Annotated in this window: 14 protein-coding genes; 8 read left to right on the forward strand and 6 right to left on the reverse strand. The window is 43.3% G+C overall.

Features of this window, described 5'->3' with window-relative positions; translation table 11 throughout:
• The first annotated feature begins 65 nt into the window (after positions 1 to 65).
• Positions 66 to 668, forward strand: coding sequence for a hypothetical protein (locus ACTQ9T_RS06545; protein ID WP_440464531.1), 603 nt, complete (start codon positions 66 to 68; stop codon positions 666 to 668).
• A 74-nt stretch (positions 669 to 742) separates the two neighbouring features.
• Here ACTQ9T_RS06545 and ACTQ9T_RS06550 read toward each other — a convergent pair whose 3' ends face one another.
• From ACTQ9T_RS06550 to ACTQ9T_RS06560, 3 genes are all read right to left on the reverse strand, one after another.
• A complete protein-coding gene (locus ACTQ9T_RS06550; RefSeq protein ID WP_440464532.1) occupies positions 743 to 1,747 on the reverse strand; it encodes an oxidoreductase in 1,005 nt (334 codons plus the stop codon).
• A gap of 66 nt (positions 1,748 to 1,813) precedes the next feature.
• A complete protein-coding gene (locus ACTQ9T_RS06555; protein WP_440464533.1) occupies positions 1,814 to 2,794 on the reverse strand; it encodes a zinc-binding dehydrogenase in 981 nt (326 codons plus the stop codon).
• A gap of 275 nt (positions 2,795 to 3,069) precedes the next feature.
• Complete coding sequence (locus ACTQ9T_RS06560) at positions 3,070 to 4,047, reverse strand: zinc-binding dehydrogenase (protein ID WP_440464534.1); 978 nt, start codon at positions 4,045 to 4,047, stop codon at positions 3,070 to 3,072.
• Positions 4,048 to 5,052: 1,005 nt separating this feature from the next.
• On the opposite strand from ACTQ9T_RS06560, the gene ACTQ9T_RS06565 reads away from it, so the two are divergent.
• The 5 genes from ACTQ9T_RS06565 (at position 5,053) to oppF (ending at position 11,123) form a co-directional block, all read left to right on the forward strand.
• Positions 5,053 to 6,723, forward strand: coding sequence for an ABC transporter substrate-binding protein (locus ACTQ9T_RS06565; RefSeq protein ID WP_440464535.1), 1,671 nt, complete (start codon positions 5,053 to 5,055; stop codon positions 6,721 to 6,723).
• A gap of 189 nt (positions 6,724 to 6,912) precedes the next feature.
• Positions 6,913 to 7,833, forward strand: coding sequence for an oligopeptide ABC transporter permease OppB (gene oppB, locus ACTQ9T_RS06570; protein ID WP_194363336.1), 921 nt, complete (start codon positions 6,913 to 6,915; stop codon positions 7,831 to 7,833).
• Positions 7,834 to 7,943: 110 nt separating this feature from the next.
• Entirely contained in the window at positions 7,944 to 8,849 is a 906-nt protein-coding gene (oppC, locus tag ACTQ9T_RS06575) for an oligopeptide ABC transporter permease OppC (RefSeq protein ID WP_440464536.1), read from the forward strand.
• Between the two features lie 27 nt (positions 8,850 to 8,876).
• Positions 8,877 to 10,055: an oligopeptide ABC transporter ATP-binding protein OppD gene (gene oppD, locus ACTQ9T_RS06580; protein WP_440464537.1), complete on the forward strand. Its 1,179-nt coding sequence runs from the start codon at positions 8,877 to 8,879 to the stop codon at positions 10,053 to 10,055.
• A gap of 3 nt (positions 10,056 to 10,058) precedes the next feature.
• On the forward strand, positions 10,059 to 11,123 hold the full coding sequence (gene oppF / locus ACTQ9T_RS06585) for a murein tripeptide/oligopeptide ABC transporter ATP binding protein OppF (protein ID WP_440464538.1): 1,065 nt from the start codon (positions 10,059 to 10,061) through the stop codon (positions 11,121 to 11,123).
• An 18-nt stretch (positions 11,124 to 11,141) separates the two neighbouring features.
• Here the strand turns inward: oppF and ACTQ9T_RS06590 are convergent, their stop codons facing one another.
• On the reverse strand, positions 11,142 to 11,396 hold the full coding sequence (locus tag ACTQ9T_RS06590) for a DUF2798 domain-containing protein (protein WP_010197607.1): 255 nt from the start codon (positions 11,394 to 11,396) through the stop codon (positions 11,142 to 11,144).
• 278 nt (positions 11,397 to 11,674) lie between these two features.
• Between ACTQ9T_RS06590 and ACTQ9T_RS06595 the strand changes: the two genes are divergently transcribed.
• Both ACTQ9T_RS06595 and ACTQ9T_RS06600 read left to right on the forward strand, forming a co-directional pair.
• Positions 11,675 to 12,400, forward strand: coding sequence for an aspartate/glutamate racemase family protein (locus tag ACTQ9T_RS06595; RefSeq protein ID WP_440464539.1), 726 nt, complete (start codon positions 11,675 to 11,677; stop codon positions 12,398 to 12,400).
• A 198-nt stretch (positions 12,401 to 12,598) separates the two neighbouring features.
• Entirely contained in the window at positions 12,599 to 13,543 is a 945-nt protein-coding gene (locus tag ACTQ9T_RS06600; RefSeq protein WP_440464540.1) for an alpha/beta fold hydrolase, read from the forward strand.
• Between the two features lie 539 nt (positions 13,544 to 14,082).
• On the opposite strand, the gene ACTQ9T_RS06605 is transcribed toward ACTQ9T_RS06600, so the two are convergent.
• Complete coding sequence (locus tag ACTQ9T_RS06605) at positions 14,083 to 15,126, reverse strand: NAD(P)H-dependent flavin oxidoreductase (RefSeq protein ID WP_440464541.1); 1,044 nt, start codon at positions 15,124 to 15,126, stop codon at positions 14,083 to 14,085.
• A gap of 259 nt (positions 15,127 to 15,385) precedes the next feature.
• Positions 15,386 to 16,816 (reverse strand): hypothetical protein, encoded by a 1,431-nt coding sequence (locus ACTQ9T_RS06610; RefSeq protein ID WP_440464542.1) that lies wholly within the window; start codon positions 16,814 to 16,816, stop codon positions 15,386 to 15,388.
• Positions 16,817 to 16,877 lie beyond the last annotated feature (61 nt).

Genomic DNA, 16,877 nt, shown 5'->3' on the forward strand with positions numbered 1-16,877 from the left:
ATCGAATTTTAATATATTACTTAGACATGGGTCATACTGACTATTACTAGATAAAGGACTATCTAATGACAGACGAAAACGTACCATTCAACTATGAGCTAATCGTACCAAAAGGTGGAAAAATAGATGGTTTAATATTTGAGAATGACCATGTCAACATTCCTATGACACTATTTTATAGTATAGAAGTTGAGCTAGAAACGTTCGAGATCGAAAATGAAGTTACTGATACTTCTTTGATTCTAGACTTCATAAGCTTTAATATCAATGATCTAAAGGAACTCGAAAATAGAGCTTTTGATTTTCGAATTTATCCTGAGAAAAATTATATCGATGCTTCAGTTTATATATTATGGACACATCATCCTGTATCTGTGTCAAAGCTGACTTTTGGAAAGATAGACAACGGTTATATAGCAATCACCATTGATTATAATATTCAATATTTGCATTCGAATGTTCAAGACTCAGTGGTTAGAACATTGAGTACCACCCTTAAATTAGACAAACTATCTATTTACTCTGAAATACTAGAGCCGACTCAAGATAATTTTGCTAGTGCAATAAAGCTAATGTCCAATTTCTATAATATTGAAGGATTAGAGACGCCAAGAATTAACTGTAACGAATTTGACGTTAAAAACATTGTATTCGATATCAAACAATAATCTTTTAAAAAATAAAAAAAGCAGCACCTCAAAACAGATGCTGCCTTTTATGTATAAAACTAGCTCTTAAAAACCTAACCCTTCACATTCACTACATAACGCCCAACCGTCTTGCTCGCCATAAAGCGATCTAAGTATTCAGGTGTTTGTTCAAGCGTAATCTCTTCGCCATAGCTCTCTAAATTAAGTAGTTTCATATCAGTCGCGACACGCTGCCAAATGGCTTCTTTGTCAGCCAGTGGAATATATACCGAATCGATACCCAATAATGACACCGCACGGGTGATAAAAGGTATCACAGACATCGAAAACTCAGCGCCGCCCGCCAAACCACAACTGGTTACCGCGCCGCCCGCCTTGGTTTGCTTGAGCAAGTTTGCTAAGTAATCGCCGCCTATGGTATCAATGGCATTTGCCCATAGCTCACGACCAATAGGTTTGTTACCGATTTCATTGATGGTATCGCGATGACGCACTTCGCTCGCGCCCAATGTTTTTAAATGCTCGCTTTGCTCTGGCTTACCTGAGAACGCAATCACCTCGTAGCCGAGCTGCTTTAATATCGCGATACTGATGCTGCCCACGCCGCCCGTTGCGCCTGTGACAGCGACTGGGCCATCGCTTGGTTTTGCGCCCATTTTTTCTAACTTTTGCACACTTAACGCTGCGGTTAGACCACCCGTACCGTAAATCATCGCTTCTTTTAATGTCAGCGACGACGGGCAGGGAAGCGCCCAATCGGCAGGGATAGAAATCATTTGCCCCAAGCCACCATCGGTATTCATGCCGAGATCATAGCCAAAGACCACGACTTCTTGCCCCTCTTCAAAAGTGCCAGACTTATCACTGACCACGACGCCTGCCGCATCGATACCAGGAGTGTGCGGATAGTTTTTAGTGATTCTCTTATTACCTGATGCTGACATCGCATCTTTAAAGTTCAACGAAGAATAATGCACTTCGATCAACAGATCGTTCTCAGGTAAATCGCTGACGTTACGGGTTTGGATGCTTTTATCGAATTTGCCATCGCTGGTTTCTTCGACGACCAAGGCTTTAAAGGTTTTATTATTAGACATTATATTATTCCTATTTTATTGCTTTTGTATTGAATGTATTTTCAACGAATCTCTTAAACCAGCAGCTTAAGGCTTAATCAATACTTTGCCTTTTTTGCCAGATTGCACCTTGCCAGATACCGCTTCGTTAATATTGTCCAACGTATAGATGCCGCCTGTTGGTAGCTTTAATTTACCGCTAGCGGCGCGCTCGATAAGCTCTTTTATTAAACGGCTTTTATTATCTGCATCCATCTTTTGCATTAATGCACCGCCCCAAAATCCTTTGAGTGTCGCTTGCTTAAAGATGAGATGAGTCGGATTGAGCGCGAGTGGCTGACCAGACATCGCACCCACTGCTGCTATGATGCCGCCATGACCGAGCAAGCTTAGTAAGTCACCACCAGACTGACCGCCGACAGAGTCGACCGCACCGCTGATTTTTGCATCACCGATAAGTTGACGGACTTGATCTTTCCAGTCGTCATCATCGCTCACCACGTTGTTTTCGGTGATACCAATTTCGGTCAGCTCGTTTGCTGACTCTTTACTACGCACGACGTTGATGGTATTGATACCGCGCTCAGCTGCCAACATCGCAAGCGATTCGCCAACTGCGCCATTGGCGGCGTTTTGAATGACCCATTGACCTTTTTCTAGTTCTAAAAACTCAATGAGCATCAAGGCGCTCATCGGCATGGCAATAAGCTGCGCAGCCATTTCATCATCGATGGCGTCCGGTATAGGGATGACGCTGCTGGCAGGCGCGGTGAAGTACTCGGCCCATGTGCCTTCGACACCGGTGACCACCACACGTTGACCCGCTTGCATACCTTTGACGCTAGTGCCGATAGCATCAATAGTACCCACGGCTTCGCTACCAGCAAGAGCGGGCAGTTTTGGCTTGGTGCCATATTGGCCTTGGATAGTGATGAGGTCGTGGTTATGGATGGAGGATAAAATAGTCTTGATACGGACTTCGTTTTCTTTTGGCACTGGCATTGGGCTGTCAGTGATCGTTAGTACGTCTGACGGTTTGCCAAATTCGTTGTAGGTTACGCTGCGCATACTTATATCCTTTTTTATTGTTAGATAGCTATCGTTAATTATTAATCTTTAAATGATGGTGATTAATCACTCATCAACCTTAACAAGTAGGGCTTGATACCCGCAACCTGACTTTGGTAAATGTACGTTGCCCGCTGTTTATCAATATACTACTAGGTAAGTTATAAGCGGTAAGCTATAAAAAACTGTCATAAAAAATGGCAGCGCTCTCACTGTAGAGAACGCTGCCATTATCAATAAAAGTAAGGCTGGCTAAATGACAAGTTAACGACAGTTTAAGGTTTTAGCAGTACTTTACCTTTTTTGCCTGATTGCAATTCGCCATCGACTGCTTTGGTGATATCAGCCAAATCAAAAGTGGCCTCAACAGGTAGCTTTAATTTGCCATCGACTGCCCGTTCGATGAGCTCATTCACTAGGCGCTGCTTATGCTTGACGCTCATCTCTTGGCTGAGCTTGCTGCCCCAGAAGCCTTTCATTATGGCTTGTTTAAAAATCATATCAGTAGGATTGATGGCCATAGGCTTACCTGACATCAGACCAAAAGAGGCCAAAGTACCATAGTGACCTAGCAAGGATAATAGCTCGCCACTGTTCTCACCGCCGACGGAATCAACCGCTGCACTGATGGCTTCATCACCGACGATATGACGGACTTGATCCTGCCAGTCTTCGTCTGAGGTGTTGATATTGTTTTTGATCCCCAACGCTTCCAATTCTTTTATTGCGTCACTACTGCGCACCACGTTAATGGTTTTGATACCGCGCGCCGCTGCCAGCATCGCAAGCGACTTGCCGACTGCGCCATTAGCAGCGTTATGGATGACCCATTGACCCGGTTGTAATTCTAGGAATTCGATCATCATTAGAGCGCTGAGCGGCATCGCGATAAGTTGCGCGGCCATCTCATTGTTCAGACTGTCGGGTACAGGAAATATCATATCGGCTGACGCTACGAAGTATTCCGCCCATGTCGCTTGTACGCTCGCTGCTGCCACGCGCTGTCCGACCTTTAAGTCTTTGACTTCACTGCCAACCGCATCGATGACGCCAACTGCTTCAGAGCCACCAATCGCTGGCAATTCTGGCTTGAATCCGTATTGACCGCGAATAGTGAGCAGATCATGGTTGTGAATAGAGGCGAGGGTAGTTTTAACGCGTACCTCATTGGCTTTGGGTTCTGGAGTAGGACTGTCGCCTAAATTGAGGACTTCTGTTGGTTTGCCAAATTCGTTATAAGTTGCACTACGCATAAGGTATTCCTTTATTTATTTTTGAGTGTAGTCAATCCTATATAAATCAGATACAGCGTCAGGCTCGCTTAGTCTACTACTTGTAGTACTTTCACTCGCCTTTCTTGTATCCAAATTATGTTGAATCAACTATATTTTTTTGATTATGTATAGGGATTGGTCATGGCTGCTAAGACGTGTCCTCATATTAAAAATGAGGATGCACCCTAGTCATAAGCCAAGACCTACAGTAACAAGGGATGCTTAAGTACCTCAATATTACTTTGGTTAAGTGATGTTGTCGGTTACCCACCGTTGTACAGCACTAACTATATAGCGTTGCGTCTCATCAGCTTTTGCTTTATCAATGTCACCCTCTTTTGTCTCGACCACTTGATATAGTCATCCCAAGATGAAGAAAATACAGCAGGACTGGGATGCTTAGTTTTTAATGTTGGTTTTGCAGCCCCTATCGGCATAGGTACAGCAAGCCAAAAAAATTTATACCAGTTTCGCGTTATTAAATAACGTATCCATTTTATTTAGTATTAACTACACTTTGATTTCACGCGATTTTTTAACAGCGACTCACCTCTATCATTAATGTGAAACCGTCTATATTCGCCTGCATTCATAGATGCGAAAAAACTGTTAAATACATGTCAGATACAATTAATAACATCAGAGCAGGATTTTAACGAGTGATGCATCTTTTATGAAAAAAGTATATAAAGCCTTGTAAAATTCCGCGAATTAGGATGTTTTTTGTTCGTTTTTACTCATTATTAGTATATGCAGATGTTTGACTAAACTTATGTTTCTTCTATGAACTGAAAAATTATTGACATATATAACTTTTTTTATTATTACTATTACCAATAGTTTTCTAATGTTCATTATTTACAGATGGTCAGACTATGACCTCTAACAACGTAATAACGGATATGAAAACGCTAAACATTCAACTTAAATGGATTTATGAACTGGTTGATTAATCTGTTCGCCATCTGCCCGCTAGGACGCTATATGACCCACAAGCCTCTCTCCCTTCGTACTGCTGTATTTTTACCAACATCCCTTGCATTCGCTATGTTTATGACCGGTTGTAGTGACAATACGGCAAACAATAATGCCAGCTCATCATCCGATATTGATCCTAGTGTACTGTCTGAAACTCAAGAATTGGTCATTAATAACGGGACGGAACCTGAGTCGCTAGACCCGCATAAAGTGTCTGGTGTACCGGAGTCTAATATCGGTCGTCAACTATTTGAAGGGTTGACCAATACCGATGCAGATGGCAAAACCATTCCAGGAATGGCAACCGAGTGGGAGAGTCCGGACAACAAAGTCTGGACGTTTAAACTGCGTGATGCTAAGTGGTCAAACGGCGATCCTGTGACGGCGCAAGACTTTGTCTATAGTATGCGCCGCTTGGTCGATCCAGATACCGCATCCCCTTATTCAAGCTATTTGGTGGATGCCAAGGTCGTCGGCGCTGACAAAATCGTCGAAGGCGCTGCTGGCATTGAGACGCTTGGGGTAAAAGCAATCGATGACAAAACACTGCAAGTCACGTTATCAGAGCCCGTACCTTATTTCCCAGATATGCTGATTCATAACTCTGTCAAACCTGTGCATCAAAAAACTGTCGAAGCGTTCGGTGATAAATGGACAGATCCTGCCAATATCGTCGTCAATGGCCCTTACAAAGTCAGTAAGTGGAAGATCAACGATGAACTCGTTCTAACACGTAATCCTTCTTATTATGACGATGCCAATACGACACTAGATACCATCACGATGCTACCGATTCCTTCTAGCACGACCGATGTTGCGCGCTATCAGGCGGGTGAAGTTGATGTCACTTATAACGAGATTCCAACCGAGCAATTTGCGTCTTTAAAAGAGAGCAATGGCGATGAGCTCAGAGTCTCTCCTTATCTTTGTACGTATTACTATGAATTTAATACCGTCAAACCGCCTTTTGACAATCCAAAAGTACGTCGCGCATTAGCCTTGGCATTGGATCGTGACACCATTGCAGATAAAGTGATTGGTCAAGGACAGACGGCGGCTTATCAGCTCACGCCTACCGCTGCGAATGGAGATGTGGCAAATACACCAGAATGGTCGACTTGGGATAAGGACAAGCGTATCGCTGAGGCCAAAAAACTATTGAACGAAGCCGGTTACAACGAGAGCAATCCACTCGCGTTTGAGCTGCTGTACAACACCAATGACAATCATAAAAAGGTCGCAGTTGCCGCCACGTCATTATGGACACAGGCGCTTGGTTTTGTTGATGTGACGTTGACCAATAAAGAATGGAAAACCTATCTTGATACGCGTCGCAACGGTAATTATCAAATCGCTCGTGCTGGCTGGTGTGCGGACTATAACGAACCTTCAGCCTTTTTGAATATTGCCAAATCTGACAATAGCGGTAACTACGGTAAGTACGCCAGTACCAATTTTGACAACTTGATGGCTCAAACGTTAAAAGCGGGCGTCACGCCTGAACAGCGTGCAAGCTTGTATCAAAAAGCCGAGGCACAGTTAGATCAAGATATGGGGCTACTCAATATCTATCATTACGTCAGCCCTCGTTTGGTAAAACCTTACGTCATTGGCTTTTCAAAGAACGATCCTCTAGACAATTGGCAAGGTAAAGATATCTCTATCGCCAAGCATTAACCACCAAGTACTGACCATCAAAGAATGACCATCCAATCGTCTTATCAGCAGGCGCTATGAAAAGGAGAGATTCCGATTGATAGCGTCGGTCTGCTATGGATCAGAGAAAATCTGAAAGCGGCGTAAATACTCAAAACGAGCATTTTAAAATCAGGCATCGTTGTACAGGTAATATTATAAAGAGGCATTATGCTAAAGCTTATTTTTCGGCGGATTTTAGAAGCCATTCCGACCATGTTTGTTTTGATAACCGTGTCCTTTTTTATGATGCGGTTAGCGCCCGGCAGTCCTTTTAGTAGTGAGCGCAGCTTGTCGCCAGCGGTATTGGCCAATATCGAAGCCAAATACAATCTTAACGATCCTATGTGGTTGCAATATATCCACTATCTACAGCAGCTAGCAGTAGGTGATTTTGGCCCGTCTTTTAAATATAAAGATTATACGGTCAATGAGCTATTGTCGCAGTCGTTTCCCGTGTCTATGGAACTCGGGATGTACGCTTTTATATTGGCACTGGTATTAGGACTAATCCTTGGTGTGATAGCGGCGCTCAAGCAAAACTCGTGGATGGATTATGTACTGATGGCGTTTGCCATGACAGGTGTCGTGATTCCAAGTTTTGTAAAAGCCCCGCTATTGGTGCTTATTTTTGCCATTATTTTGCAGTGGCTGCCAGCAGGTGGCTGGAACGATGGGGCAGTGCGAAATCTGATACTGCCCGTCACTGCCTTGGCATTGGCTTATGTCGCCAGTATCGCGCGGATTATGCGTGGTTCTATGATTGAGGTGATGAACAGCCAGTACATTCGCACGGCCCGGTCTAAAGGCTTACCGATGCGTCAAATCGTGATGAAGCATGCGCTCAGACCAGCTTTATTACCTGTCATCTCTTATCTAGGTCCTGCCTTTGTCGGCATTATTACTGGCTCTATCGTGATCGAGACTATTTTTGGTTTGCCGGGTATTGGGCAGTTATTTGTGAACGGGGCACTCAATCGTGATTATGGGGTCGTGCTTAGTTTGACCATTTTGGTTGGTGTATTGACGATTGCTTTTAATGCCATCGTCGATATTTTATACGCCATCATTGATCCAAAAATCCAGTATTGATGTTGATGTTGATAGCCACTTAAAGAACACCGTATAAATGCCAATTGTTGCTTGAAAATAAATATCAGATTCTCAACTAGACCCTCAATTAGATAAGTAAAAGGACGACTATGAGCCTGACCGTAGACCAGCCAACCGAGCTTATGGATACGCCTGTTAAAGAGATTAAAGGTCGCAGCCTGTGGCAAGATGCGTGGCGACGTTTTTATCAAAACAAAGCAGCAGTGACGAGCTTTTTTATCTTATTGCTCGTCGGTATGTTTGTCATCTTTGTGCCCATGCTAGCGCCTTTTGGTTATGCAGATACCGATTGGAACTTTATGCAGTCCGCGCCCTCGATTGAAAACAAGCACTATTTTGGTACTGATTCGCTTGGTCGAGATTTGCTCGTGCGTACCGCAGTCGGCGGGCGAATATCGCTATTGGTGGGTATTGCTGGTGCAACGGTAGCGGTACTGGTTGGTACAGTATATGGCGCAACATCAGGCTATCTGGGCGGCAAAGTCGACATGATTATGATGCGCTTTTTAGAAATCCTTAGCGCCTTTCCTTTTATGTTCTTTGTGATTTTGCTCGTGACGATATTTGGTCGTAATCTTATTTTAATTTTCGTCGCTATCGGATTGGTCTCTTGGCTAGATGTCGCTCGTATCGTCCGTGGTCAAACGCTGAGTCTGAAGAGCAAAGAGTTTATTGAAGCGGCACACGTCGGCGGGGTATCTGGCTTTAATATTATCCTGCGTCATATCGTGCCCAACGTGCTTGGCGTGGTGGTGGTTTACGCCTCTTTGCTAGTACCGACGATGATTTTATTTGAGTCGTTTTTGAGCTTCTTAGGACTTGGTGTACAAGAGCCAATGACCAGTTGGGGTGCGCTACTCCAAGAAGGCTCGCAAACGATGCAAGTCGCCCCTTGGCAGATTTTGATTCCCTCGGTTTTTTTGGTCATTACTTTATTTTGCTTTAACTTTATTGGCGATGGTCTGCGTGATGCGTTTGACCCCAAAGACCGCTAGGCTCAAGCTCGCTAGGAGAACGACATCATGGCAACTCAAGATATTAATAGTGCACCTGAAAAAATAGATTCTACTGTCCGTAAGATAGGCGCTGAGTCAGAGCTCAATAATCAGGGCAATCTGGCTAATCAAGAAAGCAGCTTGCTAGCAGTCAAAGACTTGTCCGTGCAATTCACGACCGAAGATGGCCTGGTGACCGCCGTGAATGGTTTAAATTTTAACCTGCATGAGGGTGAGACGTTGGGCATCGTCGGTGAGTCAGGCTCTGGCAAGTCGCAGACGGCATTTGCCATCATGGGTCTGTTAGCAAAGAATGGTCGTACCAAAGGTTCCGTAAAATTTGAAGGCAATGAGCTACTGGGATTATCGCAAAAGGCACTTAATAAAATCCGCGCTGAGCAAATCGCTATGATTTTTCAAGATCCGATGACCTCCCTAAACCCCTATATGAAAATAGGCGATCAGCTTGCCGAAGTGTTGATCTTGCACAAAGGTATGAGCAAAAAAGACGCGTGGGCAGAGTCCATACGTATGCTCGATGCGGTCAAAATCCCTGAGGCAAAAAACCGTATTGGCATGTATCCGCATGAGTTTTCAGGTGGTATGCGTCAGCGGGTCATGATTGCGATGGCGTTGCTTTGTCGTCCTAAACTACTGATTGCCGATGAGCCAACGACAGCGCTTGATGTGACCGTACAAGCACAGATTATGGTGCTCTTGAATGAGCTAAAGCGTGATTTTGGCACCACTATTGTTATGATTACACATGATTTGGGTGTGGTGGCAGGTATCTGTGATCGGGTACTCGTGATGTACGCTGGTCGTACCATGGCATATGGAGAGACGGAAGAGATTTTTTATACACCCACGCACCCTTATACCATCGGGCTATTGAAAGCTATTCCGCGTCTGGATGATGATAAAGGCAAGCTTGAAACCATTCCTGGCAGTCCACCCAATCTACTTAACCTGCCCACTGGCTGTCCTTTTCATGAGCGCTGTACGCATGCGATGGATATCTGCCGTGATGTACCGCCGCCACTTGAGTTTCTGCCTAATGAGCGTCAACGCGCTTGCCATTGGCAGCCTGAGATGCAAGTCGATGAGTCAGCAGTCATTGAAAATAGCATGTCAGCAGAAACAGATAAAGACACTGATGCTGATATTGATACGGGCACCAATAATCTATCAAAGCTGGAGGGCTAGAGTATGACACTATCAAGTTCAGAGATGGCAAATACAGAGATGGCAAGTGCAGCGACGGTCAAAAACAGCAGCCAAGCCCCGCTATTACAAGTGCAAAATGTACATACGACATTCAATATCAAGCAAAAGGGCACGTACTTTTGGCAAAAACCTGACACCTTAAAAGCTGTCAATGGTGTCTCATTTGAGCTATTCGCTGGCGAGACTTTGGGTGTGGTAGGCGAGTCGGGCTGCGGTAAGTCGACGCTGGCAAGAACGATCATCGGCCTCATACAAGCCAATTCTGGCAGTATTAAATTCGGTGATGAAGAGATCGTTGGCGCTTCCAAAAAAACCATGAGAATGAAGCGCAAAGACATTCAAATGATATTCCAAGATCCGCTAGCGTCGCTCAATCCGCGCATGACCGTAGGTGATATCATCGCAGAACCGCTGCGGACGTATTATCCAAACATGAAAAAAGCGGAAGTACAAGATGAAGTACGCGCCCTGATGAAAAAGGTTGGGCTGCTGTCCAATCAGATTAACCGCTACCCGCATGAGTTTTCTGGTGGTCAGTGCCAGCGCATTGGTATTGCGCGTGCATTGATACTAAAGCCTAAAATCATCATCTGTGATGAGCCAGTCTCTGCCCTTGATGTCTCTATTCAAGCGCAGGTCATTAACTTATTGCAAGACATACAGCAAGAGATGGGCTTGGCGCTGATCTTTATCGCTCATGATCTGTCAGTGATTAAGCATATCGCCGATCGGGTACTAGTCATGTATTTAGGTCATGCTGTTGAGCTAGGGGTAGACAAGGCTGTGTATAGCAATCCGACGCACCCTTATACCCAAGCGCTGATGTCTGCGGTGCCATTACCTGACCCTATCGCTGAGCGTAATAAAACCATTCAGTTGTTAGAAGGCGACTTGCCAAGTCCGATCAATCCACCCTCAGGCTGCGTATTCCGTACCCGCTGCCCGATCGCAGACAGCGAGTGTGCTCAAATCAAACCTGAGCTAGAAGGCACGTTAAACCATAGGGTCGCTTGTCTAAAGAATAAGGTTGACGCTATAGCGGTTTGATAACGGTTAAATGGTTTCTCAATAAAACTCAATTTTACTCAACACATGCTCTTGCACTAGGTAGGCGCAGATATAAGCGCTGGGCCACGCAAAAACAAAGGCCAGTCCCCACGAGTGCAGTAGCTCCATAAAGAAACCATCTATAAAGCCTACTTTGACCAATATCAATGCCGTCGAGATAATGAGCGACATCATCATCGCCATCAAACCCGTAAAGATAAGTCGGTAGTACTTACGGCGCGTGCGTATTCTAATAGTTGGGAAGTTGGCCATAGTATTCGGTTGTCCTACATGAAAAACCACGCTCAAATAATAATACCAGCATGACTTTATAGTTCGGTAAAGGGTTGAGTAAAGCATTATTCTAAATTTTATTAGCGACATTCTATTAGAGGCTATGATATAGCGTGTAAAGCTATTGAGAAAACGATTATTATCAATCATAAGCTTTGTTATATCTTAATAATAATGACTATGTCCTTAAAGAAATATCAATTTAGGCAGTCGATTTTGCTACGATAAGTAAAATAAAAAACACCTAGGAGAATATCATGACCGCTCAAAAGCAACGACACTCTCAACAAAAAACCTTAGGGATCATCGGCGGTATGAGTTGGGAGAGTACCGAGAGCTATTATCGTCTGATTAATGAAGGGATAAAGGATAAGCTGGGCGGATTACATTCAGCAGATTTGCTCATACATAGCGTAGACTTTGGCCCCATTAATGAGCTCCAAGAGCAAGATGAATGGGCTGAGCTGGGTGTAATAATGGCCAATAGTGCTCAGCGTCTACAAGCCGCTGGCGTAGACGGGATAATGATTGCTTCTAATACGATGCACAAATTGATCGATGACGTGCAAGCCGTGACCAGTGTACCCGTGATTCATATCGCTGATGCGACGACTGACGCTATCAAAAAGCAGAATCTAACTAAAATCGCATTATTAGGTACGCAGTTTACGATGACCCAAGATTTTTATAAACAGCGTTTAATCGATGCAGACTTGCAAGTGTTTATCCCTGAAAGTGACGAGCGCGCGGAGGTACATCGAATTATCAAAAAAGAGCTATGCGTCGGTCAATTTAAAGACAGCTCGCGTCAGTATTATAGCCAAGTCATTAAAGATTTAGCCGCACAAGGGGCAGAGGGCGTGATATTAGGCTGTACTGAGATTGGTTTGCTGATTAAACAAGCCGATAGCCCAATACCAGTGTTTGATACTACTGCCATTCATGCGGCAGCGGCGGTAACATTCTTGCTGGGTGAAGACTAACGCATTTCATCCATTCGCTTATTTAAAACACTATCAATTGCATAGAACATTGTCGATTGAATAAAGTAGCTATCTTAATATCCTCGTTGTCGTAAAAACATTGACTTGCGCGTAATCATAAACCAATTTGCCATAAATGGGCTTATGCTAAGATTAAGTATTCAAGATGTTTTGCCAACCATAAACGAGGATGTTTCAATGACATTACTGCGCACGAGTTTAGCTGCTCTACTGACTCTTTCTGTCGTGGGATGTACGACGCCCAATAGTTTTACCGTCGCCACGACCCAAAAGCTCGTACAGTATGAGCGCAATAAATCAGATCTTGAGACCAAAGCTATGACGCTGGCATCTGGCGAGCAGATGACTTATCTAGAGGGCGGCAACTTAGCTGGCGAGCCTTTATTATTGATTCATGGTTTTGGTGGTAATAAAGACAACTTTACCCGTATCGCCGATAAATTAGGAGATTATCATCTGATTGTCCCTGATCTATTAGGTTTTGGTAACTCTAGCAAGCCATCAGAGGGAGACTACCGCGCAGATGCTCAAGCAAAGCGCCTGCACGAACTGCTACAAGTAAAAGGGTTGGCATCCGCTATTCATGTCGGGGGCAACTCGATGGGCGGTGCTATCAGTGTCGCCTATGCAGCGATGTATCCTAATAGTGTCAAAAGCCTATGGCTATTGGACAGTGGCGGATTTTGGTCAGCCGAGACGCAACGAGAGTTCAAAGCATCAGACCTTGATAATAGCCCGTTATTGATTGACAACACTGAAGAGTATTTTGCGATGTATAAGACGGTCATGTACAAGCCGCCTTATGTTCCAAAAAGCGTGCAAGCGGTCTTTGCCCAAGAAAGCATCGCCAATCGGGCGCTAAATACTAAGATACTCAAACAGATCATCGAAGACAATGTAGAGGCACGCGCCAAAGTGGTCGCTCAATACAATATTCCGACGCTAATCGTTTGGGGAGAAGAGGACAAGGTCATAAAACCTGAGACTGCTAAAATAATGAGCGAGCTGATGCCACAAGCACAGGTCATCATGATGTCGGAAGTGGGTCACGTGCCGATGGTAGAAGCGGTGGAAGATACGGCGAAAGATTATAAGAAGTTTCGTGCAGGACTAAAAAAGTAGTGATTTAGAAAAATTGTGCTCAAAAAAAGGAACACTAGAATCAATGTCTGGTGTTCCTTTTTTTGTTTAGGGTAATAATTTGAGTGATTTGACTATATCACAGAGGCTACGAAAAATTCATCCTAGTCGCACTGTATCTGTTTTAAAGTGAATCCACTGGATATAGTGAGGCCTGAGATTTAGCTATTGTAAGCTGGGTTTTTAACCCTGAAAAGTAGGGTCTGTTGAACATTCAAATATTAGGACTGCTGATCGCTAAAATCGCATCAAACTAGGCGTAAACCGACGATAATGTCGAGACCTTAGCTAGGTTTATAACAACGTTTGGGGTGATTTTAGCATCAGCCCTTCGGGGCGGGACTATTTTTTGCCAATACATGGCGAAATTGTCTAACCTAGAATGACTAGGCGTCAAAAATTTCACTGCGTATTGTCTAAAAAATAGCCACCGCCAATGCCACATTTGAATGTTCAACAGACCCTATTAAAAAATGGCAAAATTAAAATGCTGGGCTAGAATCTAACTTACGTCAATCAAACTATCTCTCTCCCACCAGTCGCTCTAGCAATTCAATCGTTCTTTCTTGTCTGACCAAAGCGACCCCTTGTCCTGCCCATAAAGACTGATGCTCTGGGTCAAGATTATTGGTCGCATGCGCACGTAAAACTTTGGTCATCGCATTTAATTGTGGGTAAGGCGGCAGCTCATGCGCGCTTTCAAATTGCGCAAAGTCACGCAGATAATTATTTAATAAACCACGAGCCTGCTTACCCGAAAACAGTCTCGTCAAGCGTGTCTCAGCACTGCGCTTATCTTGACTGGCATCGAGTAGCGCTTGCTTATAGATATCATTGATACCGCATTTATCGGTGGTCAAAAAAGCCGTACCGATTTGCGCCAGCTCAGCACCAGCTGCTTGAATCGCTTTGATGGCTTGCCCAGTCATGATACCACCTGCTGCGATTAACGGAATATCGGTACACGCGCGCGTTTGACTAATCAGCGTCAATAATCCCAATGGATCATTTTCACTTTGCGCGAGCCAGCCACCGCGATGTCCACCCGCCTCGACCCCTTGTACACATACCGCATCTGCACCAACCTCTGCCCATGCTTTCGCTTCTAATGGATGATTTGCCGTACCGATGACGCGCGTGCCTAGACTTTGCAGGCGCTCAACTTGCTCGGCGCTGATAATGCCAAAGGTAAAACTGGCGACAGGGACAGGATTGTCATAGAGCACTTGTAGCTGCTCTGCAAAGTTTGGCGCTGGGCGCTCAGGTAACGCCATGTCTATATCATTTACTTGATAATACTGACTCAACCAAGCAGGAATTTCGCTATCCAAGGTATTAGAATCGCGCTCAGATAACACCATTAGGTTGATCATAAAAGGGCGATCGGTGAGCGATTTCAGAGTATTGATATGCTCATGCAAAACATCTGGTGCCGTCGTCCCACTCCCTAACGACCCCAGTCCACCGAAATTACTGACCGTTGCCGCCAGCTCAGGTGTGGTTGCGCCTGCCATGGGCGCTTGAACGATAGGGTAGGTTAAATCAAGGGTGTTAAGTAAGGTCATGATGGGCCGCCTTTTTATTTTATACCAAACCCAAAAATACGATTAGCGGTGTCAAACTCGCTTAGTCTACCAAATGTAGTACTTGCACTCGTTTTCCTTGCTACTCTGATTTTTAGGAATGGTATTATTAGAAAATTTTCATGACTTACTTTAGCAAAGCTGGATGGCGTGCGTGTTAGATAATGTGTATTTAGTTGCTAAATAGAAGGGGTAGGTTTTGGCTACAGTTTTGTAGTTAACTATCGATACTAAGTAATTTTTATTCCTTAGAATTGATAGAAGGTAATTTATCAATAGTTTTGTCAAACATTCCAATTAGAGGGACATTATCACCATGCTTTTTATCCAATGTACTTGAGGCATTTGTAGCTATAGTATCAATAGCAACAGCCAAAAGTTTCTCTAATAAAGGCTCTTTGTTTTCACCATCAAGCTCTTCTATTTGAAGCTTGAAGCTTTGATACGATTTAGCTAACGCCTCTTTATGTGCATATTCTTGTTTTAATCTTTCCGCTTCACTTCTTCTTTTTGAGGCGAATATTGCAAGCCATATTACTGGTAGAACTATCGGTAATCGTTGCAGTAAAAAGATACCAATATCTTTCAAAATAGTGATATCAGAAGTAGTAGTAGGAACATTAGTTAAAATTGCATTTTGATTAGTAAAATATAGGGCTAGTCCTAGAAGTACAACTATAGATAGAAAGAACAAACATGTATATATTGTTATCGGCTTAACGAAAGAAACACTTAGATCATGATATGCACTTGCTAGTCCCGCACTTGTGGCACCAGGCAACAAACTTTCAATATTTGCTTTTATAGCTTGATACTGATTTGTTTGCGTAGTTATAAGTGAGTCTAAGTTGTTCTTTCTCTCATTAATTTCAAATTTAAGTCCGTTTTCCACATCTCCTTCTGCATTGGGTTCACCAAATACTTTCTTGTGAAAATCTTTAAGCTCACTTAGCTTTTCAGATAAATCGTCACTAATTTGTTGAGTCTCTAAGTTTGTGGTGATTATTAGTTCTTGTGCTTCCTCAATTTTAGATTTTATTGAACCTTCATCTACTAAAAGAGAGCTATAAAAATCGTCTATTTTAGAATGTTGCTCATCTATGGATTGCTCTAAATCTTTTAATTTTTCTTGTAATGATGTTTCTTGATCTGTACCTACTACAAGCTCACCGTATAACTTTGAAAGATTTTCTTTGTATCCATGTAATTCATCATTAATATCTGAAGAAATAGTTAGTTTTTGCTCAAGATCTTTCACCAAATCGTCATTTTTCTTTTTATAAGCATCTAGCTGATTTGTGATGTATTTAATATAGGCATTAAAAGCAGGCTTCAGTGCCTTGATTTTTACCAAAGAGTCTTGAAAATAGGGAGCAAGTTTAGAAAGTAAGATATCTACTTGATTATTGGCTGTTAGAATAGTTGCTTCAGTACGGGTATTAACAGCTTCTTCAACACTTGGTTTGCAACTTATAGAATGATTTTTGCATTCACTCCATAAGGTCAAAGGAACCAGCTCACTATCAATACTTTTTATCGCTTCATCTATATAAGTAGTGACTTTTATTAGTCTGGCAAAATCTTGAGTGGAATCAATATTTTCATTTTCATTATCGGTATCTACTATAGATATATTTTCAGTTACTTCTATCACTTCTTGCCATGCGTCCAAGAAGCTTTCATATTCATTATTCCTGTTGGTCATCTTTAAATCCACTCGTTCTTTACAGTTT

It is taken from the genome of Psychrobacter sp. ASPA161_6, assembly GCF_051970285.1.
Lineage (GTDB): Bacteria > Pseudomonadota > Gammaproteobacteria > Pseudomonadales > Moraxellaceae > Psychrobacter > Psychrobacter glaciei.